The sequence below is a fragment of the Eilatimonas milleporae genome (genome assembly GCF_003688555.1).
Lineage (GTDB): Bacteria > Pseudomonadota > Alphaproteobacteria > Sphingomonadales > Kordiimonadaceae > Eilatimonas > Eilatimonas milleporae.
In genome coordinates this window covers 161,320-188,100 of the sequence record NZ_REFR01000010.1, presented here as the reverse complement: position 1 = coordinate 188,100, position 26,781 = coordinate 161,320, and the positions used below count along the sequence as shown (strand labels likewise).

Sequence of the window (26,781 nt, the reverse complement as noted above, 5' to 3'; positions counted from 1 at the left end):
GGAACGAAAACCAGTGGCATCAGGCGGCACGGTATGAAAATCGACTTTTCCAATCTGCGCGGGGACATTTACGGCGGTATCACGGCGGGCGTGGTGGCCCTGCCTCTGGCCTTGGCCTTGGGCGTGGCTTCGGGCGCCGGGGCCATTGCCGGTCTTTACGGGGCCATTGCCGTCGGTTTCTTCGCGTCATTGTTCGGCGGTACGGGACCGCAGATTTCCGGTCCGACGGGACCGATGGTCGTGGTCTTTGCCGGCCTGTTCGCGGGCTTTGCCGGACAACCGGACATGGTGTTCACCGCCGTCATTCTCGCCGGTTTGATGCAGGTTGCTTTCGGGTTCATGGGCTTCGGCCAATACATCCGCCTCGTCCCCTACCCCGTCATCTCAGGGTTCATGAGCGGTATCGGCTGCATCATCATCATCCTTCAGGTCGCCCGGCTTCTTGGTCATGAACCACCCGGCGGAACGCTGGGCGCCCTTGCCGAGATACCGGCCGCGATCAGTGCACCGCACTGGAATGCGCTATTGGTCGGTGCCGTCACCCTTGGGACTGTCTTTGCCTGGCCTTCACGTTTCGGCCGTTTGCTGCCGGCACCCCTGGCGGCGCTGATGATCGGGACGGCGGTCAGCTTGTTCCTGCCCGGCGTACCGGTTCTGGGGACCATTCCGACCGGATTGCCGGAACTGCATCTGCCGGTTTACGAAGCCAGTGCGGTACCTCTGATCATAGAAGCGGCCTTCATTCTGGCGCTTCTCGGTGCTATCGACAGTCTTCTGACCTCGCTGGTTGCCGACAATATGACACGCACCCGTCACCATTCGAACCGCGAACTGGTCGGTCAGGGTGTCGGCAATACACTCGCCGGACTGATCGGCGGCGTCCCAGGCGCCGGTGCGACCATGCGGACCGTTGTCAATATCCGCGCCGGGGGCCGCACACCATTGTCCGGCATGACCCACGGCGTCCTCCTCCTGGCGATTGTTCTGGGCCTTGGTTCTTATGCCTCGCAAATACCGCATGCGGCACTGGCCGGCATTCTGGTCAAGGTGGGGTACGATATCATCGACTGGACCTATTTGCGCAAAGCCCATCGCGGCCCGCGCTGGGACCTGTTGCTGATGGCCCTGGTTCTGGGGATGACCGTGTTTGTCGATCTCATCTCGGCGGTCGCGACGGGTGTAGTGCTGGCCGCCCTGACCTTCGTCAAACAGGTTGCTGACCATCAGCTGCAAACCATCGGTGTCCGGCAACCCGACGATGAAAGCACCGAGGAGACCTATATCCTGGACAAGGCGGACGGCCGGATCAGCCTGTTCGATTTCGGCGGCCCCCTCAGTTTTGGCGCCGTCGCCGATCTGGGGCACCAGGTGCGCGAACATTCACGCGACGGGACCGATGCCATTGTACTGGATTTCTCCCGCGTCGCCTTCATGGATGTGTCCGCCGCGCGGGCGGTGGAAACCATCGCATCGGACGCCCACAAGGCGGAAAAACAAATCTACGTCACGGGTATGAACAAACAGGTCAGCACTATTCTCGCCGGTCTGGAGGCCGATCACTGCATCCCGGCCGATCACCGTTTCACCAGCCGCATTGATGCCTTGCGTCATGCCATGGCCCATCTTGGCCTGCGCGACGGCCTTCGGGGCGCTCAGGTGGAAGCGGCGGAATGATGCCTCCCGCCGGGAAACCGGCCCACAGCCCCTGAAACGATCCATCGCAAAGGCCGGCATATCATTTATGCCGGCCGTCTTGTTCTATCGGCATGGCCGGGAATAACGCTTAAAACGGGATTTCGTCATCCAGATCGGAGCTGTCCTGAAAACCGCCTTGACGGCCGCCGCCCATACCGGCGCCCTGGCCGCTTCCCCGACCGCCTTCATGTCCGCCACCGGAACCGCCGACAGAGCCGCCACCGGGGCCCCCTGCATAATCCGAAGCCCCATAGCCCTGATCGCCCTGATAGCCGCCGCCGCCTTCGCTGCGACCGTCCAGCATGGTCAGTTCACCGCGATACCGCTGAAGAACGACTTCGGTCGTATATTTCTCCTGGCCGGACTGATCCGTCCATTTGCGGGTCTGAAGCTGGCCTTCCACATAAATTTTTGAGCCTTTTCTCAGATAACTTTCGGCGACCTTGGCAAGGTTGTCATTGAAAATGACCACCCGGTGCCATTCCGTACGTTCACGCCGCTCGCCGGAATTGCGGTCCCGCCATGTCTCGGACGTGGCAACGGACAGATTGACCACCTTGCCGCCGTCCTGCATGGTGCGGACCTCAGGGTCACGGCCCAGATTGCCCACCAAAATCACTTTGTTCACACTTCCGGCCATGCCGCGCTCCCTTCACTGAAATCGAGTTGCCTGTTCCCGGGGCCCCTGCCCCGTACCACCGTACCGCCAACGACAGTCCGGTTGGGGCGTGGGATCAAACTCAGGTCCATATACATGGCCGGGGCCCGCGACCATAGACCAAAGTTCAGCCCGCCTTCAAAGAGCTTTTCGACAGCCCCGCCCGGTTGCTACACTTGTCCCTGCGTGACACGGCACTGTCCATTGCCATAAAATGCCGACTGAAACGGGGGATGTAATGCTGAAACAGCTGTTGACAGAAAATTGGATATTCAAACACCGCTCCACGGTCACCTGTGTTTCCGGACTGATTCTGGCGCTCGCCGCTTTTACAGCGGTGCCCGGCATCAATGCCCAGGCACCACAGGTGGCACCGCAACTGTCCTGCAAGGATGACCCCCGTTTCCGTGCCTTTGACTTCTGGTCCGGCACCTGGGATGTGCTTGACCAGACCAGCGGGCAGCATGCCGGGCGCAACACCATCCGGGTGATTGAAAACGGGTGCGCGCTGCACGAAAGCTGGGCCGGTAACAGCGGCTCCACCGGCACCAGCCTGAATTACTTCAATCCCGTCACCGGTGTCTGGCGGCAGGTCTGGGTATCGTCTGGCGCCTATGCCGTTGATATAGAAGGGACGGCCCAGCCCGGCCGCGTACGGCTGACCGGCGATATCTGGTATTATACGCCGGGAACGCGCCTGCCGTTCCGCGGCACATGGAGCCTGAATTCCGACGGCAGTGTCCGCCAGCTTTTTGAGCAGCGCAACCCAACCACCCAGGAATGGGAAATATGGTTTGACGGCCTGTACACCGCCTGCACCATAGAACAGGAAGGGGCGGCGCAGTGCTGATGCCAGGCGCTGCCGGCCTCCATGCGGATGGCCCGGAGCGCCTGGAGCGCTCTGGGCGCTCTGGGCGCTCTGGGCGCTCTGGGCGTCCTCTCCATCACGCCTGCCAGCCGGTCTCATTCGGTCTCATATTGCCGGGCCCCGGCAATCGGGGCGATAAAGGGTAACCGGCGGCTGGTATACAGTTCATGGGCAACCGTCAAACCGCCTGGATCGTCTAGTGTGGTGCTGGAAAAACTCTGCTGATCGGGGTATTCCGGCGCCTCCCACGTCATCGGTGTGCCGCACTCCTTGCAAAACCGGCGCACGGCGCGGCGGCTGGCATGCGCTTCCCCCTCCGGCCTGGACAGCCAGGTGAACGCAGCGACCGGAACGTTGGTAAACATACCGAAGGGCGCCCCATGTGTTTTCTGACAATGCCGGCAATGGCATGTGCTGTGTATCGCATGGGTCATGTCGACACGGTAGCGCACGGCGCCGCACAGACAGCCGCCCTCGCGCATATCCTTTGCTTGTGCCATTGCCATTCTCCGTGATCAGCGATGATCTTCCTAGGATCAGGTAATTTTTCTGGACATTATGTTCACATTTTGTTCTATAAATTGCCAAACTGTCAACAGAGAAACACGGTGGACTGAAGATACGCTTGACTCGACCGCCCGTGAACGCCAGTTCAAAGGCTGTATCTCAAGGCTGAAAGCTTCCATTTATGCTGACCCAGATTTCGGTGCGCGGTGCGCGCGAACATAACCTGAAATCCATCGATGTGGACATCCCGCGCGATAGTCTCGTGGTGATTACGGGGCTGTCCGGCTCGGGGAAATCATCTCTGGCCTTCGATACCATTTATGCCGAAGGCCAGCGCCGCTACGTGGAGAGCCTGTCAGCCTATGCCCGCCAGTTTCTCGAACTGATGCAGAAACCGGACGTCGACCACATCGAGGGCCTGTCCCCCGCCATTTCGATCGAGCAGAAAACCACATCGAAAAACCCCCGCTCAACGGTTGGCACGGTGACGGAAATCTACGATTACATGCGTCTTCTCTGGGCGCGTATCGGCATTCCGTACTCTCCAGCCACCGGTCTGCCCATCGAAAGTCAGACCGTCAGCCAGATGGTGGACCGTATTCTGGCACTTGGAGAGGGCACGCGGCTTTACGTCATGGTGCCTCTCGTGCGTGGCCGCAAGGGCGAATACCGCAAAGAGCTTCAGGATTTGCAGAAGCGCGGCTTTCAACGTGTCAAGGTGGACGGCACGCTTTACCTGATCGATGAAGTCCCGGCGCTGAATAAAAAACTGAAACATGACATCGACGTCGTGGTGGACCGCATCGTCCTGAAGGACGGACTGGCGCAGCGCCTGGCGGAAAGCGTGGAAACCGCGCTGGATCTGTCGAACGGTCTGCTGGCGGTGGAAATCGTTACCGGCAAGGGGGCAACGCTCCCCGACGGTGTGCCTGAAGACGGCCGGTTGCTGCTGTCGGCCAAATTCGCCTGCCCTGTTTCCGGTTTCACCATTGAAGAAATCGAACCAAGGCTGTTTTCCTTCAACAATCCCTTCGGCGCCTGCCCCACCTGCGACGGCCTGGGCAGCAAGCTTTATTTCGACCCTGACCTGGTGGTGCCGGACCCCTCCAAATCCATCGCCGGGGGCGCGCTTGCACCATGGTCCAACAAACAGAACAATCCCTCCCCCTTTTATGCCCAGGCCCTGGCGGCGGTCGCCGGGCATTGCGGCGTCTCGGTGGACACCCCTTGGGCAAAGTTGCCGAAAACGGCACAAAACGCACTTTTGTTCGGCACCGATGGCGAAGATGTGGCCATCGTCTATGCCGATGGAAAACGGCGCTTTGAAGTCACCAAACCCTTCGAAGGGGTCATCCCCAATATCGAAAGGCGCTGGCGTGAAACGGACAGCGCCTGGATGCGTGATGAACTGGGCAAATATCAATCTTCCGCCAAATGCGAGGCCTGTCATGGTGCCCGCCTGAAACCGGAAGCCCTGGCCGTCAAGATCGACGGCAAGAATATCGGTGAAGTCACCGCCCTGTCGGTCAAGGCCGCGCATGACTGGTTCAGTGCCCTGCCGGCAAAACTGGGCGACAAACATCGAGCCATCGCTGAAAAGGTCCTGCGGGAAATTCAGGACCGGTTGGGCTTCCTGAATAATGTAGGACTTGAATATCTAACCCTAAGCCGTTCATCTGGAACACTTTCTGGTGGAGAAAGCCAACGCATCCGCCTCGCCAGTCAAATCGGGTCCGGCCTGACGGGCGTGCTGTATGTTCTGGATGAACCGTCCATCGGGTTGCACCAGCGCGACAATGACCGTTTGCTGGAGACCCTGAAAAACCTTCGGGATATCGGGAACACCGTTCTGGTGGTCGAACATGATGAAGATGCCATTCGCACTGCCGATCATGTCATCGATATGGGCCCCGGCGCCGGTGAACATGGCGGATGCGTTGTCGCCGAAGGCAAACCGGAAACCGTCATGACGACCCCGGACAGCCTGACGGGGCAGTATCTGTCGGGCGTGCGCACCGTTCCCCTGCCGGCGGAAAGGCGGAAAGGCAAGCGCGGCAAGTATCTGACCGTCAAAGGGGCGCGTACCAACAATCTTAAAAATGTCAGTACCCGCATCCCCCTTGGCACGCTGACATGCATCACAGGGGTTTCGGGGTCCGGAAAATCGACACTGACGATCGAAACACTTTACAAGGCCGTCGCCCGCAAACTGAACAATGCCCGCGCAATCCCCGGCGAACACGATCAGATCACCGGCCTGCAACATCTGGACAAAATCGTCGATATTGATCAGAGCCCTATCGGACGCACCCCGCGATCCAACCCGGCAACCTACACCGGTGCTTTCACACCGATCCGTGACTGGTTCGCCGGCCTGCCGGAGGCACAGGCGCGCGGATACAAGCCGGGGCGCTTTTCCTTCAACGTCAAGGGCGGACGCTGCGAGGCCTGCCAGGGAGACGGCGTCATCAAGATCGAGATGCATTTCCTGCCTGACGTTTATGTGGAATGCGATCAGTGCCATGGCCAGCGATATAATCGCGAAACACTCGAAATATGCTTTAAAGACAAATCAATAGCCGATGTCCTTGATATGACGGTTGAGGAAGGTGTGCAATTTTTCAAAGCCGTGCCCGCGATCCGGCAAAAGCTGGAAATGCTGGAAAAGGTCGGCCTCAGCTATATCCGGATCGGTCAGCAGGCAACCACGCTGTCAGGCGGCGAAGCGCAACGTGTGAAGTTGGCCAAGGAACTGTCCAAACGCTCCACCGGCAAAACGCTGTACATTCTGGATGAGCCGACAACGGGCCTGCACTTTGAAGATGTACGCAAACTGCTGGAAGTGCTGCAGGCCCTCGTGGACCAGGGCAATACAGTGGTGGTGATTGAACATAATCTGGAAGTCATCAAAACCGCAGACTGGATCATCGATCTGGGGCCGGAAGGCGGCGACGGCGGCGGCGAAATCATTGCCGAAGGTACGCCCGAAGACGTGACCGGCACACCGCGAAGTTATACGGGCCACTATCTTGCCCCCATTCTGGCCCGACAGGCGGCGGAATAATCTGAGATCGACGTTTCGATAAAAGAAAGACAAGACCGCACCACCCGTCATACTCTTGCCTCTTATTTGGGATGTTCTTTGTAGGCGACTGCTCCCGTATGCCAAATGGGGCACGCACGATTCCCACCCCTGGAGGACTTCATGAAATTCCTGAATGCCGCCTTGCCCGCTGTTGCTGCAATGGTTCTACTGGCGACCGTATCTCTTTCAGATCAAAAGATATATGCGGACACTCCGCTTGCCCTCGACAGCGATATTTCCGCTGTCATCGTCCATGAAGGCGGCGGGGCGACGGTCAGCCGGCAGGTGTCTCGCTCCGTCCCCAAAGGCACCAGTCGTCTTCTTTTCCGGGGTCTTCCGGACCTTTTGACAGCAGACAACATCCGCAGTCTGAGCATCGATGGCCGGACGCTGGACATTCTTGCGGTCACGGTGACAAAGCGCGCCGTCACCGACCCGGCAAGGCCCGACATCAAAACGCTGATGGATCGCATCAAAACCATCGATACGGATTTGGCGGCATTGACGCGCGCCGCCCAGCGGGTGGACATGGGTCTTGGCTATCTGTCGCGCCTGTCGTCTGATTCAGGCGACTGGCGCGATGCGCTGAACTTTATCGAATCCCAGGCTGAAAAATTGCACATGCAACAGGCTGAGATCGCGGTGAAGCAGGCTGACCTTGTCGCGGAAAAAACGCGGATCGAAAAACAGATTGCCCTGATGGGCAACAATGCGCTCACCGTCAGCGACATACAGATCCGCCTGACCACGCCGCTTGCACGGGCCGGCGGAATGACGCTGGTTACCTATACCGGAAATGCGTTCTGGAGACGGGAATTCGAAGCCCGCCTCGACAGTGATACGGGACGCATCGCCCTCAAAAGCCATGCCCTTGTCTCCCAGACCAGCGGGGAAGCATGGCCGGCGGATGTCATGACCCTGGGGCCCCGTCAGGCGGCGGCGGATGGACCGGATATCGACCTGCCCACCCGTTTCGTCAACATCATGCCGCGCCCATGGAAACGGGAGGAGCCGATCCGCCCCCTCGCCCCGGCCTCGCTCGCACGCGCCGAAATGGCCAATATGGAAGTTGCCGTCACTGGCGCGCGTATGAAACAGGACAACTTCGACACACAGTTCGCCATCGATCTGGCAGAGACAGTTCCCGCGACCGGACAGCCCGTGCGTGTTCCGCTTGAGGACATGGCCCTGGATGGAACCATTGTGGTTGGGACAGCCCCCGAACGATCCGAGATCGCCGGTATGTTCATCGATGCCACGCTGCCCGACATGGCGGCGGCCGATACCCCGACGGTTCGGCTCTGGCGCGACGGCACCTATCTTGGCCGCACGCTGTGGCCGTCCCTCAGGGCGGGTGAGCGGGTCAGTCTGCCGTTCGGCTCCCTGCCACAGATTGAAGTCAAATATGTCGATATGGGCGGCAGGGACACGGGTCGTCGTTTCATTTCAGGCCAACGGACCGACAGTGTGGCCGTGCAATTCCGTCTGGCCAACAGATACCGGGTCCCCGTCACTCTTGAGGTCGTCGGCACCCTGCCGGTCTCGGAGAACGAGACGATTACCGTCAGTCTCGATGACGGTGCCACCCAGCCCGATGAACGGAACTGGCGCGACAAACCGGGGCTCGTTCTATGGCGCAAAACCCTGCAACCCGGTGAAACCTGGACGATCGATCATGTTTATGGCATCCGCTACCCCAACAATGAACGGATCGAGTGGCGTTGGCGGTAAAACCATCCGGCCACGGGACATCGCCTCCGCCCTGCTCGCGCCGCTGCACGATGGACCAGGCCTGACGGGCGGCCAATGAAAGCGAAGCGGGCCTTGTCAGAGGTGTATCGCCGGTCAGGGCCAGCGGGCCATGATCTCGGACACGTCGATAGGGTCCATATCGCTTTCCGCCAGCCAGTCCGGCATGGGACCGGGCCAGCGATGCAGCCGCCACAATACGCGCCCCGATTTGCTGAAAGTCACGCCCTCGTCTGTCAGCAGGGTCTGCTGGCGTGACGCCCCTTCGTGGCTGCTGACCATGCCGCTGGACCCGATGATGCGGTGCCAGGGCACTGTACCGTCAGTACCTGCATGGCGCATGGCATGACCGACCATGCGGGCTGTCACCCCCGGTAGCAGGCTGGCAATCATGCCGTAACTGGCCACTTCGCCCCGGCCCACCTGCTTGACCAGGGCGAAAACCGCCTGTTGAATTTCAGGCCGCACACGTGGCGGTGCCTTGTAGCCGGTGCCGGTCATGGCCTCAAAACCCGCTGCCCGGTTCCGCCAGATAGGTATCCTCTTCAGGCGTATTGTCGCGGCCCAGCGCCGCGTTGCGATGCGGGAAGCGCCCGAAACGCTCAATCACCGCCTTGTGACGCACGGCAAAATCGTAATTCTCTTCCAGACCGGGCTGGCGGAAAAGACGCACGCTCTCTTCCTGAATCAACAGGCTTTCGCTGTGCATGTGCGGCATCAGCAGGAACTGTTTCCGATCCGCGCCCCAGTGCGGGCCGACTTCCATGCGCACAGCCTCCTGCGACAGGATCAAGGCCATGCCGTCGGTCGCAAACGCTGCGGCATCTTCGCGGAAAAGATTGCGCGGAAACTGGTCCAGCACAATGATTTCAGCCAGCCGACCCTCATCCTTATGACGCCAGACAAACAATTCGCCCTGTGCGGCGGCCCGATACGTGACGAGGAAACGATCGCGGATCTTGGCATCCAGCGCCGGGTCTTTCTTGTACCAGCGGTCCTGTCCCACATCCTCGAACCAGAAGGTCAGCACATCATCAAAACCGGCTGTCATTTCCGCTCTCCCTTGACAACAGGCTGTTCAAAACCTGCATCCTTCAGTAAACAGGCGCACGGTAAAAGAAAAGACGATTTGGACAAGGAAAGGTCTGAGCCCATGCAGCCCATTCATATCATCGGTGGCGGACTGGCCGGCTCGGAAGCGGCGTGGCAGGCTGCGGAGCTTGGGGTGCCCGTCATCCTGCATGAAATGCGCCCCGTACGCCCGACGGACGCCCATGTGACGGACAGTCTGGCAGAACTGGTTTGTTCCAACTCCTTCCGTTCGGACGACGCGGAAAATAATGCTGTCGGCCTGTTGCATGCCGAAATGCGGCTGCTTGGCTCGCTCATCATGACGATGGGAGACAGGCACAAAGTGCCGGCGGGCTCGGCCCTGGCCGTGGACAGAGACGGTTTTTCCGCCGGTGTGACGGAGGCCCTGGAAAAACACCCTCTGATCACCATTGAACGCGGCGAAGTCACCGGTCTTCCGCCGGAAGACTGGGACAATGTCATTGTGGCGACCGGTCCGTTGACCGCGCCCGACCTCTCCGCAGCGATCATCACGCTGTGCGGAGAAGACAGCCTCGCTTTCTTCGACGCCATTGCCCCGATCATCCACAAGGATAGCATCGACTTCGACACCGCATGGTTCCAAAGCCGGTATGACAAGGGCGACGGCGCGGACTATATCAATCTGCCGATGGACCGGGACCAGTATGACCGCTTCATCCAGGACCTGTTGACCGGCGAAAAGACCGACTTCAAGGACTGGGAAAAGAACACCCCCTATTTCGAAGGCTGCATGCCAATCGAGGTCATGGCGGAACGCGGGTCAGAGACCCTGCGTTTCGGTCCGATGAAACCCGTGGGCCTGACCAATCCGCACACGGGCGAACAGGCCCATGCGGTCGTCCAGCTCAGGCAGGATAACAAATTGGGCACGCTGTATAATATGGTCGGTTTTCAGACCAAACTGAAATACGGCGAACAGAACCGTGTTTTCCGTACCATTCCGGGGCTGGAAAAAGCGGTCTTTGCGCGTATGGGCGGCCTGCATCGCAACACCTTTATCAACAGTCCCCTTGTCCTGGATGATCTGTTGCGGATGCGGGCGGCCCCCCGCCTGCGCTTTGCCGGACAGATCACCGGGGTCGAAGGCTATGTGGAAAGCGCCGCCATCGGGCTCATAACCGGCCGCATGGCCGCCGTCGAACGCCTTACCGCTAATCAAACGGACGGGGCGGCCCCAAACACCGCCCAACCGGACACAGTGCACCTTTTGCCGCCGACCACGACCGCCCACGGTGCCCTGATCGCCCATATTACGGGCGGCGCCGACGCAAAGACTTTTCAGCCGATGAATGTGAATTTCGGGCTGTTTCCGCCTTTGGAGAGCCGTGTCAAAAAGAAAGAACGGAAAGCCGCCATGAGCCGGCGGGCCCTTGCACATATGACCGGCTGGATTGAAGCCCAGCCGGAAAAGGGCGCCTGTGCGGCGGTCAGGGATGCGGCGGAATAAGAACCGGAAACGCCTTTTTCCATAACAGAATCAGGCCCATAACAGAATCAGGCTAGGAAATGACCGCCGGCCCCGGAACTATCGGCCCTGGGTTTCCGCTTCCGCGGTTTCGGTTGCCTCATATTGGCTGAGCGCCTCGTCAACGCTGGTCAATGCGGTACAACCGGTCAGGCAAAGACGGGCAAGCTTGTCGCGGTTGCGTTTTGCCCGGTCCACAAGGTCGCGCTTCAAAAACGCAAGGGCCTGCGCCTCCAAAGCCGTCAGTTCATTGGGTTCAAGCTCCAGGGCATGGCGGTAATATTTCAGACTGCGGCCAACACGGCCCTGTGCTTCATGCGCCCGGCCAAGACCGATCAGGGCCTGCACATTGGCCGGGTCGGCCACCAGCGCCCGCTCATAAAGGCCTTGCGCCCGTTCGGCATCGGCAGCCGACAGTGCCGAAGTCGCTTCCGTCGTCAGATCCTTGGACAATGCCTGGAATTTAGACGCCGTCTGATGGGCCAAAGCCCCTGTGCCGTGTGCCAGTATGAAAATACCCAGGGCCGACACGGCCATTCCAATCCGTCCCATGCTCATCCTCTTTGATAGCATTCGTCTTTTGATATAATTCTGAGCGGTAAAAAGACTAGCGCTTCGGGCCATGGCTGTCGCGTATCTTTTCGCTGACATGTTTTCAAAATGCGTTTATGCGCCGAATATACGCCTTCTGTTCTCCGCCGCGGCTCTTGTCGGTGTGTGACAGCGGCAGCGACAGGCGCTCGGGACAGCGTGACGTTGGTCGGCGAGGCTTACTGCCCCCGTTCCAGGACACAGACGTAAAACCCGTCCGTCCCGTGATGATGCGGGATCAGTTGCAGATCCAGATTATTGGCCGCCTGTGACGGCGGCGGAGCACCGCGCAGACCCGCTTTTGTCCAGATATTGCGGAAATCAATGCGGCGCCAGCGCCCTGCTGCGTTGAGGGCAAGAAAGGCATCCACCACATCCTCGTTTTCCTGCGGCATAACGGAACAGGTCATGTAAATCAGACGGCCCCCGCGCCGGACCAGTCCGGCACCTTCCGCCAGCAGACGACGCTGCCCTTCGACCATCTTCCGCAAACGTTCGTCGTTCAAACGCCAGCGCAGTTCGGGATTGCGCCGCCAGGTGCCGCTGCCCGAACACGGCACATCCAGAATAACCCGGTCGCATTTGCCGTAAAGATCCATCAGTTTGCGGTCGCGTTCCTTGCCGCTTTCAGGCAGTTCCATAATCTGTACATTACGGCACCCGGCCCGTTTGGAGCGCAAGCGCAGAGCGTCGAGCCGGATGGCCGACACATCGCCGGCATAGATCTGGCCACGGTTGCGCATCAGCGCCGACAACAGCAATGCCTTGCCGCCCGCGCCTGCACACAAATCCACCACCTGCTGGCTCTGCGCCGCATCGACAAGATAGGTGGCGACCTGCGCCGCCTCGTCCTGAATTTCAATCTCGCCGCTGCGATAGGCGTCATGGGTACGGATATTGACGGGCTCAGCCGCCCGGAACCCGATGGGCGACATGGGCACGGCCTGAAACCCCTGGATACCGGGCCCATAGGTTGCCTGCCGTTTCAGGGGGTTCACACGGATATCGAGACTGGCCAGCGTATTCAGGGCGGTCAGCGCACGGCTGAGGTCATACCCGAAACGCTGTATCAACCCCTCCGATGCCCAGTCGGGTATGCCAAGACGGGCGGCCAGCGGCGCATCCGTCCATTCCAGGTTTTTCATGGCCTTGAACGCGTCCACCTCGCCGTCTTCTAGGGCTTCGGGGGCGTGCGGATGATCCGCGCCGAAAACGTCGATATCACCGCTCTTGAAAGCCAGACGCGCCAGAAAAAGCGACCGGCCCGTCCGCTCAAGGCCGACTTCATCGAGAGCCCACGACATCAGGGCACGGCTGCGAATGACGGAATACACTTCCCCGCCCACGGCGCGGCGGTCCTTGGCACCGGCATAGCGGCGCTCACGGAAAAAATTACTGACGATCTTGTCGGCCGGCAGGCTGTCTTCGGCCAGGGCCGTTTCAACAGCGTCCAGCAGGGTGATGACTGCCGAAGCTCTTGCCGCCGGGGTCATAAAGGCATGTCCTACTTGGTCGGATAATTGGGGGATTCGCGCGTGATCGTCACATTGTGAACGTGACTTTCCTTCAGGCCCGAATTGGTGATCCGCACAAAAGCGGCCTGATGCCGCATGGCATCAATGGTGGCCGCCCCCGTATACCCCATACCGGCACGCAGGCCGCCGACAAGCTGGTGCAGAACATTGGCGGCAGGCCCCTTATAGGGCACCTGACCCTCAACACCCTCGGGCACCAGTTTCAGCGTGTCCTTGACATCTTCCTGAAAATACCGGTCCGCCGACCCGCGCGCCATGGCACCGACCGATCCCATGCCGCGATAGGATTTGTAGGATCTGCCCTGATACAGGAAGACCTCTCCCGGTGCTTCTTCCGTGCCTGCCAGCAGAGACCCCACCATGCAGGCGCTGGCGCCGGCGGCAACGGCTTTGGCAATATCGCCGGATGTCCGCAGTCCGCCATCGGCGATCACCGGGGTATCGCTCCGTGCCGCTTCTTCCGCCACATCCATCACGGCGGTCAGTTGCGGCATGCCGACACCGGCGACAATCCGGGTGGTACAGATGGACCCCGGCCCGATCCCCACTTTCAGGGCATCCGCCCCCGCATCGATCAGTGCCCGCGCCGCCTCGGCCGTCGCGATATTGCCCGCAACCAGCTGGGCCTGGGGGAACTCGGTCTTGATACGGCGCACCTGTTCGATCACACGGGCCGAATGACCATGTGCCGTATCCAGCACCAGAAGGTCGCATTCCGCCGCGACCAGTGCCGCCGCCCGTTCGAAACCATCTTCGCCCGTACTCGTGGCCGCGGCCACACGCAGGCGTCCCTGCCCATCCTTGCAGGCATCGGGATGGGCAACCGCCTTTTCCATATCCTTGACGGTGACCAGACCGACGCACCGGTAGGCGTCATCGACAACAATCAGCTTTTCGATACGGTGCTGGTGAAACAGGCGCTTGGCTTCGTCACTGGTGACGCCCTGTTCTACGGTCACGACCTCCCGGGTCATCAGTTCGGCAATGGGCTGGCTGGTGTTGGTGGCAAAGCGGACATCGCGGTTCGTGACGATGCCAACCAGTTTCTTGGGCCCCTCGCCCGGCCCGTTCTCAACAACCGGGATACCGGATATCTTGTGCCGCAGCATCAGGTCGAGCGCATCGGCCAACGTCTGGTCCGGGCGCATCGTCACCGGATTGACGACCATGCCTGATTCAAACTTTTTGACCTGGCGAACCATTTCCGCCTGGGCTTCGGCGGTCATATTGCGGTGCAGGACACCGATCCCTCCGGCCTGTGCCATGGCAATGGCCATGCCGCTTTCCGTCACCGTATCCATGGCTGCGGACATCAACGGGGTGTTCAGGGAAATATCCCTGGTGATCCGGGTGCGCACATCCACCTCGGCCGGCATGACATCGCTCGCCGCGGGTTGAAGCAACACATCGTCGAATGTGAGACCAAGACGAATATCCATGGGCGCTCCCTTTCTGATCAAGGCGGGTCCGGTGCGGGCGCGGCATGCCGTCAGGCTGCTTCTGAACCACCCGGCGTATCCTGATCAGGAACGCCCAGATCGGCGGGCGAGCAGCCACCGGCGCGCGATATTCGCCGCTTATTACCGCGAGCCGGGCAAGAACACAAACTGTTAATGGAGCAAATATGGAAGGGGCGGAAACCGACGGTCTTTCGCCCGAAACCGGGCTGTCCGGAGCTCAGCCCCCAGGACGGAAGCCTCTGGCGACGACGAACCATTCCTTGGAATCAGGCCGGCTTGCCGGCGGCTTGACATGTTTCACATCGGCAAAATGCCTGTTCAGCCGTGTCATCAGATCCCGGTCGGACCCGCCCTGAAGCACCTTTGCAACGAAACTGCCCCCGGGGGCCAGGACATCCAGCGCGAAATCCAGCGCAGCCTCGCACAATCCCATTGTGCGCAAATGGTCGGTTCCCTTGTGACCCGTGGCTGAATTTGCCATGTCCGAAAGCACAATATCCGCCGGACCGCCCAGCATTGCCTTCAACGTCTTGTCGGCATCCGGTGCCAGAAAGTCCATCTGCCGAAAGACGGTCCCGGCCACCGGCTCCACCTCCTGAAGGTCGATGCCGACAATTTCAGCCCTGTCACCAAGCCGTTCACTGAGAACCTGTAGCCAACCCCCCGGTGCCGAGCCAAGATCGACCACCCGCCCGGTCCCTTTGAGAAGGTCGAAACGCTCATCGATTTCCTTCAGCTTGAAAGCGGCACGGGACCGGTAGCCAAGGCGCTTGGCCTCCGCCACATAAGGATCGTTCAACTGCCGTTGCAGCCAGCGTGTGGAGCCGCTTTTGCGGCCGCGCGCCGTCTTCACGCGGACCTTGGCACCCCGTGCCCGGCTCAGCGTTTTTGACTGGCGGTTCCATCCATTCGTCATGACACCCCTTTCATCCCGCGCCGTCAGGCCGTCCTACAGGTGTGACGGCTTGTAAGCCTGGATCGGCAAGGGATCGACCTGCATCAGTCCGCGCAGGATACCCTCACGAATACCCCGGTCGGCAACCCGCAGACTGGGCACGTGCCACATCCCCAGTATGGCATCCAAAATCGCGCAACCGGCAACCACAAGGTCGGCGCGTTCGGCCCCGATACAAGGTTGCGCGGCCCTTTCGTCATAGGCCATCAGGGCAACCCGGCCCGACAATGCCCGGATATCCGCCGCCTTCATCCAGGCACCGTCAACCTTGTCACGCATGTACCGGGGCAATTCCAGATGCAGGCTGGCCAGCGTGGTCACCGTGCCGGATGTTCCCAGAAACTGGACCCGGCGACTGCCCGCATGCTCGGACACGCGGTAAGCCTGCTCGAACTCCTGAAGGTGCTCCCGCACCTTGTCGACCATCCGTTCGTAGGCCTCTGGCGGCACATGTCCGCCCTGGCATCCATAGGCTTCGGTCAGATTGACAACGCCCCACGGAATGGACATCCACCCCTCTATGGCGGCGGCTTTTCCGGGACGCATACGCACCCAGATCAGTTCCGTGCTGCCGCCGCCGATATCGAACACCATGGCGTGGCGGTTGCTGGGCGCCACCAGCGACTGACACCCCATAACGGCCAGGCGCGCCTCCTCTGCCGCCGAAATGATTTCAATATTCAGTCCGGTTTCCGCCTTGACACGCGCAAGAAAGTCGTCGGCATTCTCGGCCACCCGGCAGGCTTCCGTCGCCACGTGACGCATACAGGTGACGCCGCGCTTGCGGATCTTGTCGGCACAGATACGCAACGCTGCAATCGCCCTGTCCATGGCCACGTCACTGATACATCCGTTTCTCGTCATCCCCTCTCCCAGGCGGACAACCCGGGAAAAGGCGTCGACAACCCGAAAGCCCTTGCGGGTCGGCTTGGCGATGAGAAGACGGCAGTTGTTGGTACCAAGATCAATGGCGCTGTAGATACCGCGCAGCGGCGGCCGCGTGTGTGCGGCACGCTTTTGAACGGCGCCATCGGTGCCTTGTCCGGTCAGACTCTGCTTGGCCGATCCTTGCTTGCCAGAACCCTGTTTGCCAAGACCCTGTTTGCCAGAACGCTGTTTGCCAGAACGCTGTTTACCAGAGCCCTGTTTATCTGAATTCTGCTTGGACTGTACGCCATTGGCTTTGCGATGCGGCCGTGATTTTGCGGCATCGATATCCGACCGGGTTCCACGGCGCTCACCGGGACCGGGTTCGTCATCCTCGGACTTGGAATGATCCAGATACGCCATGCAACACTCTTTTCTTTTTTTCGTTTTTTCAGGCTATTGGCTTCATCGGGCGCCAATACCACACTTGATCCGTTTCTAGCACCAAGCGCGCCATATTGGCAATCAGGCTGAAACCTCCATCGGAAGCACTGAGTCCATGGATCGAAATTGTTCATTTTTTGTTCTTGATGGCGCCGGATTTTTCAGGCAATAAAGAACATGTATAGAACAAGGGGAAAGATCATGCTCGCCCATCTTGCCGTATCCGCCATGTTTTTATGTGCCGGTGCTCTTGGCCTCGCCGCTTTTCAGGACGCCCTGCAGCGGATCCTGTCATGGAGGCACAGCCAAACGCCGCGCGTGCATATAGGCGAAAAACACCATGGCTGTGGTCCGGTTCTTTTTACACCGCGATCCGGGCCGAACCCTGTAACGGCTCTGCCCTCCGCCCACACCGTCGGGGCGAAAACGCGCTGAGACCGGGCAACCGCGCCGCAATATGCGTGGATAAAGGCATCAGGAGCCATCCACGAACCCGCTGACTGCCTGCCTGTCTGCCGCACTGTCCGCAAAAGGAAGGCGCGGCGAAAGCCCTGATACCAGGGCCGCTTCACCGCGCCAGACCGAGCAATGCCCCCACATGTGCCCGGAGCCTAAACAAATTTGCCTGCAACACGTCTGAGCGGCTCTCCCCTTTCAGCGGTGCATCGCCTGCTCCACCTCCCCAGCCGGAAACGGGCGACAAATTGTCTCAGGCATTAGGATGGGACGTGATTTCTGCGGCGCTGTCAAGGTTTTGTCACACGCAAACGGCCCTACACCGTAAAAATGTATAAATTCCTTGAACGCGAACGCCGGAGACAGTGTCTACCCGCCGACGGGATCGCCCTGATATTCGGATGTACGGCAATATTGGTTCGGATCGCGCCCCTGAAGCGCCTCGCACAAGAGGCCGGCGTCGGCACGGGTATCAAACGGCCCGACGATCAGACGCAGAAAGGTTCCGATTCCCTCCTGGCTCTGGACATAGACAACCGGGACCAGGCCGGACAGCATATCGCCAAAGCGGCGCTGAAACCCCTCCCACGCACCCGGCACCTGATCGCGTGTCCGGTAGGACGCCAGATGGACGCCGTAAAACGGATCTGACTGCTGTTCGGCGTCCACGACGGGCAGGTCAGCGTCGTCCCCGCCCTCCTCGGTCGATGCGGATACGTTGGCGGCCAGTGCCGTGGTGTTGGCAAGACTGACCCGTTCCACCGTACGCAACTGGCGTTGCAGACGGTTGATTTCAACCCGCAGACCGGAGACGTTGTTCAGGGCCTCCTGGGCCTTTGCCTGGGCCTGACTGGTCAGTTCGGCCGTACCCTGGCTGTCCCGCAATTCGGCTATGGCCGCGCGTTGCATGCGCAGTTCGCGGGCCAGATCGACATACAGCTCCTCAAGGGCGTTGAACCGGTCCCTGAGCGTCCGGTAATCCTCGGACACCGTGCCCACATCCTTTTCCAGAAGCGTGGTCCGCGCCTGAACCTGGATATCGTCCCCGCTTTCCCAGAGACCGCCGCCGCTGGCGCACGCCGAGACCATCAGCAGGATACCGGCAAGACTTGCCGGTCCCATAACACGACGACGGGCCTTCCCGGCGCCGGCCACTGTCATATTCCGGCTATGCCCGCACGACCCGGCAGCATGGGTGTTGGTTTTCGAAACGGCATCCATCTATCTGCCCTCCTTCGTCAGAACTGCGGACCCACGGCATACTCATCTGTCCATGCTGTCGGTATGGGTCAGGGTCCATACGCTCTCATCCGCTTGCTTTTCCACTTTTGGAAAGCAAAATGGATGCCAGCTTTTGCAGCAGGTTTGCCGGCTCTGTGACACTGTATTCACGCAAAGCTGATCGGCTTTCCTTTGCCTGATCGCGCGCAGCATACTATATCATCCCGATACAATGTCCCGATAGAATACCATGGCATGTCCCTGCGGGGCCTGCCCGAAAATCGGCACAGTCTCAGGGCACAAAGACGCAACAGGCGAGGACTTTATATGGATATCCGGACACTGTGTCTCGGCATACTCAGTCTTGGGGATGCAACGGGATACGAGATCAAGAAAATGGTTGCCGAAGGCAGTTTCAGTTTCTTCAGCGAAGCGAGCTTCGGGTCCATTTATCCGGCCCTGACCAAGCTGACGGAAGAAGGACTGATCGCCTTTCGCGCCGAAAGCCAGTCGAAACGACCGGACAAGAAGGTCTACAGCCTGACTTCCGAGGGACGCAAAACGCTGGAAGATGCCCTTGCCAAATCGCCTGGGCCGGACCGTCATCGCTCGGAATTTCTGGCAGCGCTGCTGTTCGCGGAAGCCGTTGCGCCGGAGCGGACCGGCGACCTGATCGATGAGCGTCTGGCCCATCACGATGTCCAGATCGAACAGCTTGAAATGCTGCTGGAAGGGGAAAACAGTCCCGCGTCCCGTTTCGTTCTGGAATACGGCCTGGCCATGCAGCACGCGGCGCGCCGTTTTCTCGAAGACAAGCGCAACACGCTTTAAGGTCCGCCGGCATCGCCCGGCAGGCCAGGCCCCGCACAGGATCGCCCCTTTCCGGTCAAACCGGTCCGGGCCTAGCGGTGGCGACGCCGCCGGTAGTGCAGGACCATGACCGGCAGGCTGAGCAGATAGAGCGCCAGCATTACCAGAAGCGTCGTCCATATATGGGTGAAAAGCCCGGCGATCATCACCCCGCAAAACAGCATTACCGATGGAAACCACTGACGCCTCAGACGCACAGCCTTCAGCGACAGGGTCGGCAGGGTCGAGACGCTCAGCCCCGCCACGGCCAGCAGATACAGCGCCAGAAAAAGCGGATACGCCGCCAGGCCGCCACCGACAAGACTGAACTCCATCATCAGGGGGGCCATCGCCAGCCCCGCGCCCACGGGTGCTGGGACCCCGGTGAAATAGGCGGCGCGGCGGCGCGGCGTTTCCGCCTCATCCAGGCGGGCATTGAAGCGGGCCAGCCGCAGCGCCATGGCAATGGCATACACCAGCCCGACGGCCCAGCCGAACCGCCCCAGGGCCTGTAGGCTCCACAGATAAAGCACCACCGCCGGCGCCACACCGAAAGCCACCACATCGGACAGGGAATCCAGTTCCGCGCCGAAACGGCTGGTGCTTTTCAAAAGACGGGCCACGGTCCCGTCCAGCCCGTCGAACACCCCCGCCACGACGATGGACGCCGCCGCCAGCTCCCAGCGTTCCTGCGCGGCGAAACGGATGGCGGTCAGCCCGGCGGCAAAGGCCGCCAGCGTAACCACATTGGGCAGGATGGTGCGGATCGAAAAGATTTTCGCAAGGCGCGGCCCGGCGGACATGCGGTGGTGGCGCATGGCCGGCTCCGCTGTCGGCGGCAGGTCGCTGTCTGGGTCTGGCCGGTGTCCGGTCATGTCTGCTTCCCCGACGGATAAGAGGGGATTACCCCTTCACGGCCGCCAAAACGGTTTCGCCGCCGATCATGGTCTGGCCGGGCGCCACCAGAATGTCATAGGCCGGGTCCAGATAGATATCGACACGACTGCCGAAACGGATGATGCCGAAACGTTCGCCGCGCGCCACTTTCTGCCCGGGGCTGAGATCGCAGAGAATACGGCGTGCCACCAGGCCCGCCACCTGCGCAAAGGCAATATCGTGCCCGTCATCGGTCGTCAGACGGACAAGCTGCCTTTCATTGCGGTCGCTGGCCGTGTCGGCGGCGGCGTTGACGAAGCGCCCCGGCACGTAAACCATCGCCGCGACGGTGCCGGCCTCGGGACTGCGGTTCACATGGACGTTGAACACGTTGAGGAAGACCGAAATGCGCTGGCGTTCCTCATCGTCGCCGTATCCCAGTTCGGCCGGCGGCCTGGCGGGACCGATGGACGAGACGACACCGTCACCGGGGCTGACCAGTATGCCGCCGCGCTGCGGCACCACGCGCTCGGGATCGCGGAAGAAATACAGGCACCAGGCGGTTGCCACCAGTCCGACCCAGCCAAGCGGCGCCCATAGCCAGAAGAGGATGAGCGAAAGCGCGAAAAACAGCGCAACGAAAAAATGCCCCTCACGGTGGATCGGCGTTATGACGGTATCGCTGGCCTTCATGGATTTACCCGGTACTTTCCTGTCGTTGACACATCTGCACATTTGCCGCGATGGTCTGTCATCGGCAAAATCACCGCCACACTGGCCGCAACACCCCCTGCCGTCAAGCACCGCACCCGAAAAGCGGACACGGGGCCCACACCGACCGTCACATATTTGCAACCCGCTAGGGCGGAGGACCCCGGTGGAATTTTCCCTTGCCAGCACCGCCCGGCGTGGGCAAAACCACCCTTATAACAAACATATCAGGCACGCTTGGCCGGTCCCGCACCGGCCATGCCCACGCAAACCGGTGTTTCTGCCGGTCGGATGTTTCGCTTTCGGCAGAATGAGAGACCGAAAAATCGATGAAAACACTGCAACAGACGGTCGAACAGGCACAAAGCCAGCTGGAAAGGCTTGAAGAACGGCAATTCGACAGCATCGATTTTGACTGGGAGGGCATCCGGTTTTACGCCACCGCGAAATCCTCCATCAACGGCAAACCCGTCATTCACCTGAAAGCGGTGATCGGCAGGCTGTTTTACACGGTCGAGGACGGCAAGGCGCGCAGCCGCGCCATTTCGGGCATTTATAAAAACAATCGCGGGCTCGACGGCCGCTACAAGCTGCTGCGCAGCGGCGAGGTGCATTTCGAAAGCATGACCAGAACGGACGACCTGCTGCGCGGCACCGACCTGATGAGCGCCCTGACCCTCATCCTGCTGGAGGCGGAACCGCACCTTTTGGAAATGCGCAGCAATCTGAAAGCCATCGGGTAAGGCGCCGCCGGCAAGGGGACGTCCGAACCCCTATCCCGATCACCCGGGGCTTTTTGCCCGCAGCCTATCCGGCCGGACGCTCAGCCCGCCTCGCGGTCGGGCAGACGGAACATCTGGCCCGGATAAATCAGGTCCGGATCCTGAATCTGTTCGCTGTTCTCGCGGAAAATCAGGGTGTAGCGCACCCCGGTGCCGTAAAGCTGGCGGGCGATCTGCCACAATGTGTTGCCGGGCATGACCAGCACGCCGCCTTCCGCCTCGGCCGGGTCAAGCGGGCGCCCGGTCTCGAACGGCTGCTCGATCCGCAGCAAGACCTTGCCGTCGCCCAGCGTCTGATCCACACGCAGCCGGTGCCCGCCCTCCTCCAGCGCCGTCGGCAGGGCCAGTTGCCAGCGGCCGCCGTCATCGGCACGCGCCTCGCCCTGATACGCATCGTCCAGATACAGCCGCACCTGGGCCCGCGCCACCGCACGGCCGGAGACCACGACCTCCGTTCCCGCGCCGTAATCCAGCGTGTCGACCGCCAGACTGTCGCCCACTTCGGCAATGACGGCGCTGCCGGGTTTCTGCAGCACGCGGCTGCCGCCGTCGCCGTCCTTGGGCGACAGAACCGCGACGACGCCGTTTTCGCGGGCATCCATGAAACGCTCGCTCTCCCGTTCGGGGACCGAGACCACCACCACATTTTCCGCTTCGCGCTCGGGCGCATCGGCGCCTTCGCGGCCCTTCAGGTTCAATTCCACCGACCCGGCGGCAAGGGGCTCTTCCAGGATCATGACCCATTCGCCATTGGCGTCGGCGGTCACTTCGGAGATTTTGCGGCCGTTGGCGAACAGTTCGACCTGCGCGCCGGGGCTCATCCGTCCGGCAATGACGCCGGTGCCGCCGCGCGATATGCGCACCAGATCAAAGGCCGGGCGCGCCTCGTCGGGCAGAACGGCGGCGGGGTCGGGCGTTTGCGCGGGCGTGCCGGTCTCGCCGGCGCCGTTTTCCCCCGGATCGCCGACCGGCGACGGCCACAGCAGCCACACCGCCAGAACCAGCACGGCAAGGACGGCGCCGACAGACGCCAAAACTCTTTGCGGCACCTTGCCTATCAGGGGAAGTGTTGCCATTCTGATCGCACCCTACGCTGTCTCAATTTTTTAACTGTCGCCTTTCTGTAAGGAAAGATGGACTTTTCTTCCCTCGATTTCGATTAAAATCTTGTCAAAACTGAGGCTTCGCCCCAACAAACCTGACCGAAAGCGAATACTGGATGACCCAATACCCCGTAAAAACCGTTTGTGTATACTGCGGCTCCCGCCATGGCACCAGACCGGCCTATACCACATTGGCGCAGACACTTGGAACACAACTGGCAAAAGAAGGGTTCGGCCTAGTCTATGGGGCGGGGAGTGTCGGCCTCATGGGCGAAGTGGCGCGCAGTGCCACCCATGCCGGCGCCCGCGTCGTCGGCATCATCCCTGACCATCTCGATGCCGTGGAAATCACCCAGGAAGGCCTGAGCGAGACCATCGTCACCACCTCGATGCATGAGCGCAAGAAGCTGATGTTCGACATGTCGGATGCCTTTCTGATCCTGCCCGGCGGGCTCGGCACCCTGGATGAAACCTTTGAAATTCTCACCTGGCGTCAGCTCGGCCTGCACAAAAAACCGATCATCCTGATCAATGAAGGCGGCTTCTGGTCACCGCTGATCGACCTGATCGATACCGTGGTCACGGAAGGATTTGCCGGACACCATCACCGCGACATGCTGAAAGTCGCGGACACGGTGGATCAGGCCGTCACCCTGCTGAAGGGCGGCGCGGTGGACACAGGCGAAAGCGCCAGCCACCTGTTCTGACCAACCTCCTGGTCTGACCAGACTCCTGTTCTAACTGGCCGCCCATTCTGGCCGGTCACCGGGTCCAGCCGGCCATCCACCCTGGAACAGGCCATCCTTGCCGGACGCCCCCACCACTCCGGGGATGGCCCGCCCGTTGTTTTGGACATGGCCCGGCGCTTGAACGCGGCTTCCGCCGACTGGCGTCTTCGGTTTTGAACTGGCCTCTTCAGTTTTGAAAAGCGAGGTGCTAGGGTGCGCGCGATTTTCCGGCTGGCCCTTTGTCCCGCCGACTGCCAGAAGGCTGTCATTCAAGACCTCCTGACCGGCATGGACCGTCGCCGCGCCGCAAGCGCGGCGGCTTCCCCGCGACAAAGGGTAACGGCGCGCCGGAAAGCGAAACTGGGTAAGGGATATGGCATTCCGGCCGGCGCCGGCGTTGACACGGCGCTCTCCGATCATTTGGCGTTTGAGGACATTATGGCAAAAATCACAGTGAAAAACCCGGTCGTCGAACTCGACGGCGACGAGATGACACGCATTATCTGGCAGTGGATCCGGGAGCGCCTCATCCAGCCCTATCTGGATGTGGAACTGCTTTATTACGACCTGTCCATAGAAAGCCGCGACGCCACCGACGATCAGATCACCATAGACAGCGCCAACGCCATCAAGGAACACGGCGTCGGCGTGAAATGCGCCACCATCACCCCCGACGAGGCCCGCGTCGAGGAGTTCGACCTGAAAAAAATGTGGCGCAGCCCCAACGGCACCATCCGCAACATTCTGGGCGGCACCGTTTTCCGCGAGCCCATCATCATCGACAATGTGCCGCGTCTGGTGCCCGGCTGGAATCAGCCGATCATCATCGGCCGCCACGCTTTCGGCGACCAGTACCGCGCCACGGATTTTCTTGTCCCCGGTGCCGGCAAGCTGACCATGACCTTTACCCCGGCGGACGGCGGCGCCCCGATCGAGCGCGACGTCTTCGACTTCCCCGAAGCCGGTGTCGCCATGGGCATGTACAATCTGGATGAATCCATCCGCGACTTCGCCCGCGCCTGCATGAATTACGGCCTGCAACGCAAATACCCGGTCTATCTGTCCACCAAGAACACCATCCTGAAAGCCTATGACGGCCGCTTCAAGGACCTGTTCATGGATGTCTTCGAGGCTGAATTCGAGGACCGCTTCAAGGACGCCGGCATCACCTACGAACACCGCCTGATCGATGACATGGTGGCCTGCGCCCTGAAATGGGCCGGCGGCTTTGTCTGGGCCTGCAAGAATTATGACGGCGATGTCCAGTCGGATACGGTGGCGCAGGGCTTCGGCTCCCTCGGCCTGATGACCTCGGTCCTGATGACGCCCGACGGCAAGACGGTCGAGGCCGAAGCCGCCCACGGCACCGTGACCCGGCACTACCGCCAGCATCAGGAGGGCAAGGAAACCTCCACCAACCCGATTGCCTCCATCTTTGCCTGGACGCGCGGACTTCAGTATCGCGGCAAAATGGACGGCACGCCCGAGGTTGAAGCCTTTGCCAGGACGCTGGAGCGTGTCTGCATCCAGACGGTGGAAAACGGCTTCATGACCAAGGACCTGGCCCTGCTGATCGGCCCCGATCAGGCGTGGATGACCACCGGCCAGTTCTTCGACAAGATCGATGAAAACCTGAAGGCGGAACTGGGCTGACCGGACACGCCGGCGGGGCACGGAACACCGGGCCCGATGGCTCAAGTCCGGACCCGCGGATCGAAAGCTTTCGCAGGCCCTGCCGGGTTCTCCGGCGGGGCCTGGTCATATTTCCAGGGTGGGGTCGCCCCCGGCCCCGCTCAGCGGATCCGGCATCATCAGCGACAGGACCGACAGCATGGCGGTCCCGTCCTTCGGACTGATCAGGCCGTCGTCGACAAAATCGGTCAGCCGTTTTTCCGCCTGCCCACGGATATTCCCGATCAGTTGCGGGTTCAGTGTCATCAGCATGTGCAGGTCCGGGTGTTCCAGCCACAACAGGCGGCATTTGCTGCGGGCGATACAGGCCGGCTGGCGGCCGTTTTCCGAGATCAGTCCGGTTTCTCCGAAAAAATCGCCGGGACCGAGCTGTATGGACCGCTGATGGTAAAAAACGCTGATTTCGCCGGACATGACGAAATACAGGCCGTTGCCCTCGTCCCGGCGCTGGGTGACAACCGTGCCCGGCGTGATCATCAGTGTGCGCAGGCGCGCGGCAATATCGGCAACCGTTTCCTTGGACAGCCCCCTGAACAGGGAAATCTCTGCGATCACCCCGGTGGGCACGACAAATTCGCGCCGATGCACCTCATCGCTGAAGCCGGATGCGATAATCCCGATCGGCAGGGCATAAAATGCCAGGCCGAAAATCATGACGACCCCGCCGACCATCTTGCCGTAAGGCGTGATCGGCACCACATCGCCGTACCCGACCGTGGTAAAGGTGGCCAGCGCCCACCAGAGCGCCTGCGGAATGCTGCCGAACACATCCGGCTGGATCGACCGTTCCACGAAATACATGGCCGATGACGCGAAAAACAGCAGGCCCATCATGACGATAAAAGCCGCAAGCAGGGCGCGGCGCTCGGCATAGACCACCCGGCCGAGCGATGCCAGTCCGGGCGAGTAGCGCACCAGCTTCAAAAGACGCAGCAGTCTGAAAATACGCAGAAAACGCAGGTCCGCCCCGGCAATCAGATAAAAGGGCAATATCGCCGCCAGATCCACCAGCGCCAGCGGAGAGACCATATAATGCAGGCGGCTGCGCCACGGTGCCACCGTGCCGCCATTGTCACGCTCAACCGACACCCAGACGCGGGCCAGATATTCGACGGTGAAAATGGCCAGGGACACCACCTCGAACATGACGAACCAGTCCTGATAATGCTGCCACAGGAGCGGCACGGTCTCCAGCGCGACGGAGGCAACCGTCGCCAGGATCAGGACGATCATGAACCATTCGAAAACCGTGGCCGGCACACTGCCGAAACTGCCCAGTTCGAGAAAGTCGAACAGGCGGCGGCGCAGCGTGTTTTTCCGACGGTCCGGTGTCAGTGTCTTCCCCTTATCCTTGTCGGACGTATACGCCCT

23 protein-coding genes are annotated in these 26,781 nt (G+C 60.8%); 9 read left to right on the top strand and 14 right to left on the bottom strand.

Going from position 1 to position 26,781, the window contains the following annotated elements; genetic code table 11:
• The first annotated feature begins 33 nt into the window (after nt 1-33).
• The gene (locus BXY39_RS05690) at nt 34-1,674 is read left to right on the top strand and encodes a SulP family inorganic anion transporter (protein WP_121937891.1); all 1,641 of its coding nucleotides are present in this window, start codon (nt 34-36) and stop codon (nt 1,672-1,674) included.
• 109 nt (nt 1,675-1,783) lie between these two features.
• Here the strand turns inward: BXY39_RS05690 and ssb are convergent, their stop codons facing one another.
• A complete protein-coding gene (gene ssb, locus BXY39_RS05685; protein WP_121937890.1) occupies nt 1,784-2,335 on the bottom strand; it encodes a single-stranded DNA-binding protein in 552 nt (183 codons plus the stop codon).
• A gap of 256 nt (nt 2,336-2,591) precedes the next feature.
• Here ssb and BXY39_RS05680 point away from each other — a divergent pair, with 256 nt between their 5' ends.
• Nucleotides 2,592-3,203, top strand: a complete 612-nt coding sequence (locus BXY39_RS05680; RefSeq protein ID WP_121937889.1) for a hypothetical protein — start codon at nt 2,592-2,594, stop codon at nt 3,201-3,203.
• Nucleotides 3,204-3,316: 113 nt separating this feature from the next.
• On the opposite strand, the gene BXY39_RS05675 is transcribed toward BXY39_RS05680, so the two are convergent.
• A complete protein-coding gene (locus BXY39_RS05675) occupies nt 3,317-3,721 on the bottom strand; it encodes a GFA family protein (protein ID WP_170163654.1) in 405 nt (134 codons plus the stop codon).
• A 188-nt stretch (nt 3,722-3,909) separates the two neighbouring features.
• Between BXY39_RS05675 and uvrA the strand changes: the two genes are divergently transcribed.
• The gene (gene uvrA / locus BXY39_RS05670; protein ID WP_121937887.1) at nt 3,910-6,792 is read left to right on the top strand and encodes an excinuclease ABC subunit UvrA; all 2,883 of its coding nucleotides are present in this window, start codon (nt 3,910-3,912) and stop codon (nt 6,790-6,792) included.
• A gap of 141 nt (nt 6,793-6,933) precedes the next feature.
• On the top strand, nt 6,934-8,544 hold the full coding sequence (locus BXY39_RS05665) for a mucoidy inhibitor MuiA family protein (protein ID WP_170163653.1): 1,611 nt from the start codon (nt 6,934-6,936) through the stop codon (nt 8,542-8,544).
• Between the two features lie 114 nt (nt 8,545-8,658).
• Here BXY39_RS05665 and BXY39_RS05660 read toward each other — a convergent pair whose 3' ends face one another.
• Together BXY39_RS05660 and BXY39_RS05655 are read right to left on the bottom strand one after the other, a co-directional pair.
• Nucleotides 8,659-9,063 (bottom strand): MGMT family protein, encoded by a 405-nt coding sequence (locus BXY39_RS05660; RefSeq protein ID WP_121937885.1) that lies wholly within the window; start codon nt 9,061-9,063, stop codon nt 8,659-8,661.
• Nucleotides 9,064-9,067: 4 nt separating this feature from the next.
• Nucleotides 9,068-9,613 carry a DUF924 family protein gene (locus BXY39_RS05655; RefSeq protein WP_121937884.1) on the bottom strand — a complete coding sequence of 182 codons (546 nt, stop codon included), beginning with the start codon at nt 9,611-9,613 and terminating at the stop codon, nt 9,068-9,070.
• A gap of 102 nt (nt 9,614-9,715) precedes the next feature.
• On the opposite strand from BXY39_RS05655, the gene trmFO reads away from it, so the two are divergent.
• Nucleotides 9,716-11,122: a methylenetetrahydrofolate--tRNA-(uracil(54)-C(5))-methyltransferase (FADH(2)-oxidizing) TrmFO gene (gene trmFO / locus BXY39_RS05650; protein ID WP_121937883.1), complete on the top strand. Its 1,407-nt coding sequence runs from the start codon at nt 9,716-9,718 to the stop codon at nt 11,120-11,122.
• A gap of 78 nt (nt 11,123-11,200) precedes the next feature.
• Here the strand turns inward: trmFO and BXY39_RS05645 are convergent, their stop codons facing one another.
• The 6 genes from BXY39_RS05645 to BXY39_RS05615 form a co-directional block, all read right to left on the bottom strand.
• Nucleotides 11,201-11,692 carry a tetratricopeptide repeat protein gene (locus BXY39_RS05645; protein ID WP_170163652.1) on the bottom strand — a complete coding sequence of 164 codons (492 nt, stop codon included), beginning with the start codon at nt 11,690-11,692 and terminating at the stop codon, nt 11,201-11,203.
• Nucleotides 11,693-11,910: 218 nt separating this feature from the next.
• Nucleotides 11,911-13,224: an RsmB/NOP family class I SAM-dependent RNA methyltransferase gene (locus BXY39_RS05640; RefSeq protein ID WP_121937881.1), complete on the bottom strand. Its 1,314-nt coding sequence runs from the start codon at nt 13,222-13,224 to the stop codon at nt 11,911-11,913.
• A gap of 11 nt (nt 13,225-13,235) precedes the next feature.
• Nucleotides 13,236-14,705 carry an IMP dehydrogenase gene (guaB, locus tag BXY39_RS05635; RefSeq protein ID WP_121937880.1) on the bottom strand — a complete coding sequence of 490 codons (1,470 nt, stop codon included), beginning with the start codon at nt 14,703-14,705 and terminating at the stop codon, nt 13,236-13,238.
• Between the two features lie 238 nt (nt 14,706-14,943).
• Complete coding sequence (locus tag BXY39_RS05630; protein WP_121937879.1) at nt 14,944-15,642, bottom strand: RlmE family RNA methyltransferase; 699 nt, start codon at nt 15,640-15,642, stop codon at nt 14,944-14,946.
• Between the two features lie 33 nt (nt 15,643-15,675).
• On the bottom strand, nt 15,676-16,971 hold the full coding sequence (locus tag BXY39_RS05625; RefSeq protein ID WP_121937878.1) for a Ppx/GppA phosphatase family protein: 1,296 nt from the start codon (nt 16,969-16,971) through the stop codon (nt 15,676-15,678).
• A gap of 846 nt (nt 16,972-17,817) precedes the next feature.
• Nucleotides 17,818-18,669, bottom strand: a complete 852-nt coding sequence (locus BXY39_RS05615) for an SPOR domain-containing protein (RefSeq protein WP_121937876.1) — start codon at nt 18,667-18,669, stop codon at nt 17,818-17,820.
• 327 nt (nt 18,670-18,996) lie between these two features.
• On the opposite strand from BXY39_RS05615, the gene BXY39_RS05610 reads away from it, so the two are divergent.
• Nucleotides 18,997-19,500 (top strand): PadR family transcriptional regulator, encoded by a 504-nt coding sequence (locus tag BXY39_RS05610; RefSeq protein WP_121937875.1) that lies wholly within the window; start codon nt 18,997-18,999, stop codon nt 19,498-19,500.
• Between the two features lie 71 nt (nt 19,501-19,571).
• Here the strand turns inward: BXY39_RS05610 and BXY39_RS05605 are convergent, their stop codons facing one another.
• Nucleotides 19,572-20,393, bottom strand: a complete 822-nt coding sequence (locus BXY39_RS05605; RefSeq protein ID WP_245998976.1) for a CDP-alcohol phosphatidyltransferase family protein — start codon at nt 20,391-20,393, stop codon at nt 19,572-19,574.
• 28 nt (nt 20,394-20,421) lie between these two features.
• Nucleotides 20,422-21,129, bottom strand: a complete 708-nt coding sequence (locus BXY39_RS05600; protein ID WP_211332109.1) for a phosphatidylserine decarboxylase — start codon at nt 21,127-21,129, stop codon at nt 20,422-20,424.
• A gap of 305 nt (nt 21,130-21,434) precedes the next feature.
• On the opposite strand from BXY39_RS05600, the gene BXY39_RS05595 reads away from it, so the two are divergent.
• Nucleotides 21,435-21,848, top strand: coding sequence for a hypothetical protein (locus tag BXY39_RS05595; protein ID WP_121937873.1), 414 nt, complete (start codon nt 21,435-21,437; stop codon nt 21,846-21,848).
• Between the two features lie 80 nt (nt 21,849-21,928).
• On the opposite strand, the gene BXY39_RS05590 is transcribed toward BXY39_RS05595, so the two are convergent.
• Entirely contained in the window at nt 21,929-22,963 is a 1,035-nt protein-coding gene (locus BXY39_RS05590; RefSeq protein ID WP_121937872.1) for a LysM peptidoglycan-binding domain-containing protein, read from the bottom strand.
• Nucleotides 22,964-23,106: 143 nt separating this feature from the next.
• Here BXY39_RS05590 and BXY39_RS05585 point away from each other — a divergent pair, with 143 nt between their 5' ends.
• Both BXY39_RS05585 and BXY39_RS05580 read left to right on the top strand, forming a co-directional pair.
• Nucleotides 23,107-23,697 carry an LOG family protein gene (locus BXY39_RS05585; RefSeq protein WP_121937871.1) on the top strand — a complete coding sequence of 197 codons (591 nt, stop codon included), beginning with the start codon at nt 23,107-23,109 and terminating at the stop codon, nt 23,695-23,697.
• Nucleotides 23,698-24,156: 459 nt separating this feature from the next.
• Nucleotides 24,157-25,371: an NADP-dependent isocitrate dehydrogenase gene (locus BXY39_RS05580; protein ID WP_121938366.1), complete on the top strand. Its 1,215-nt coding sequence runs from the start codon at nt 24,157-24,159 to the stop codon at nt 25,369-25,371.
• 105 nt (nt 25,372-25,476) lie between these two features.
• Here BXY39_RS05580 and BXY39_RS05575 read toward each other — a convergent pair whose 3' ends face one another.
• On the bottom strand, nt 25,477-26,670 hold the full coding sequence (locus BXY39_RS05575) for a cyclic nucleotide-gated ion channel (protein WP_121937870.1): 1,194 nt from the start codon (nt 26,668-26,670) through the stop codon (nt 25,477-25,479).
• Between the last annotated feature and the right edge of the window lie 111 nt (nt 26,671-26,781).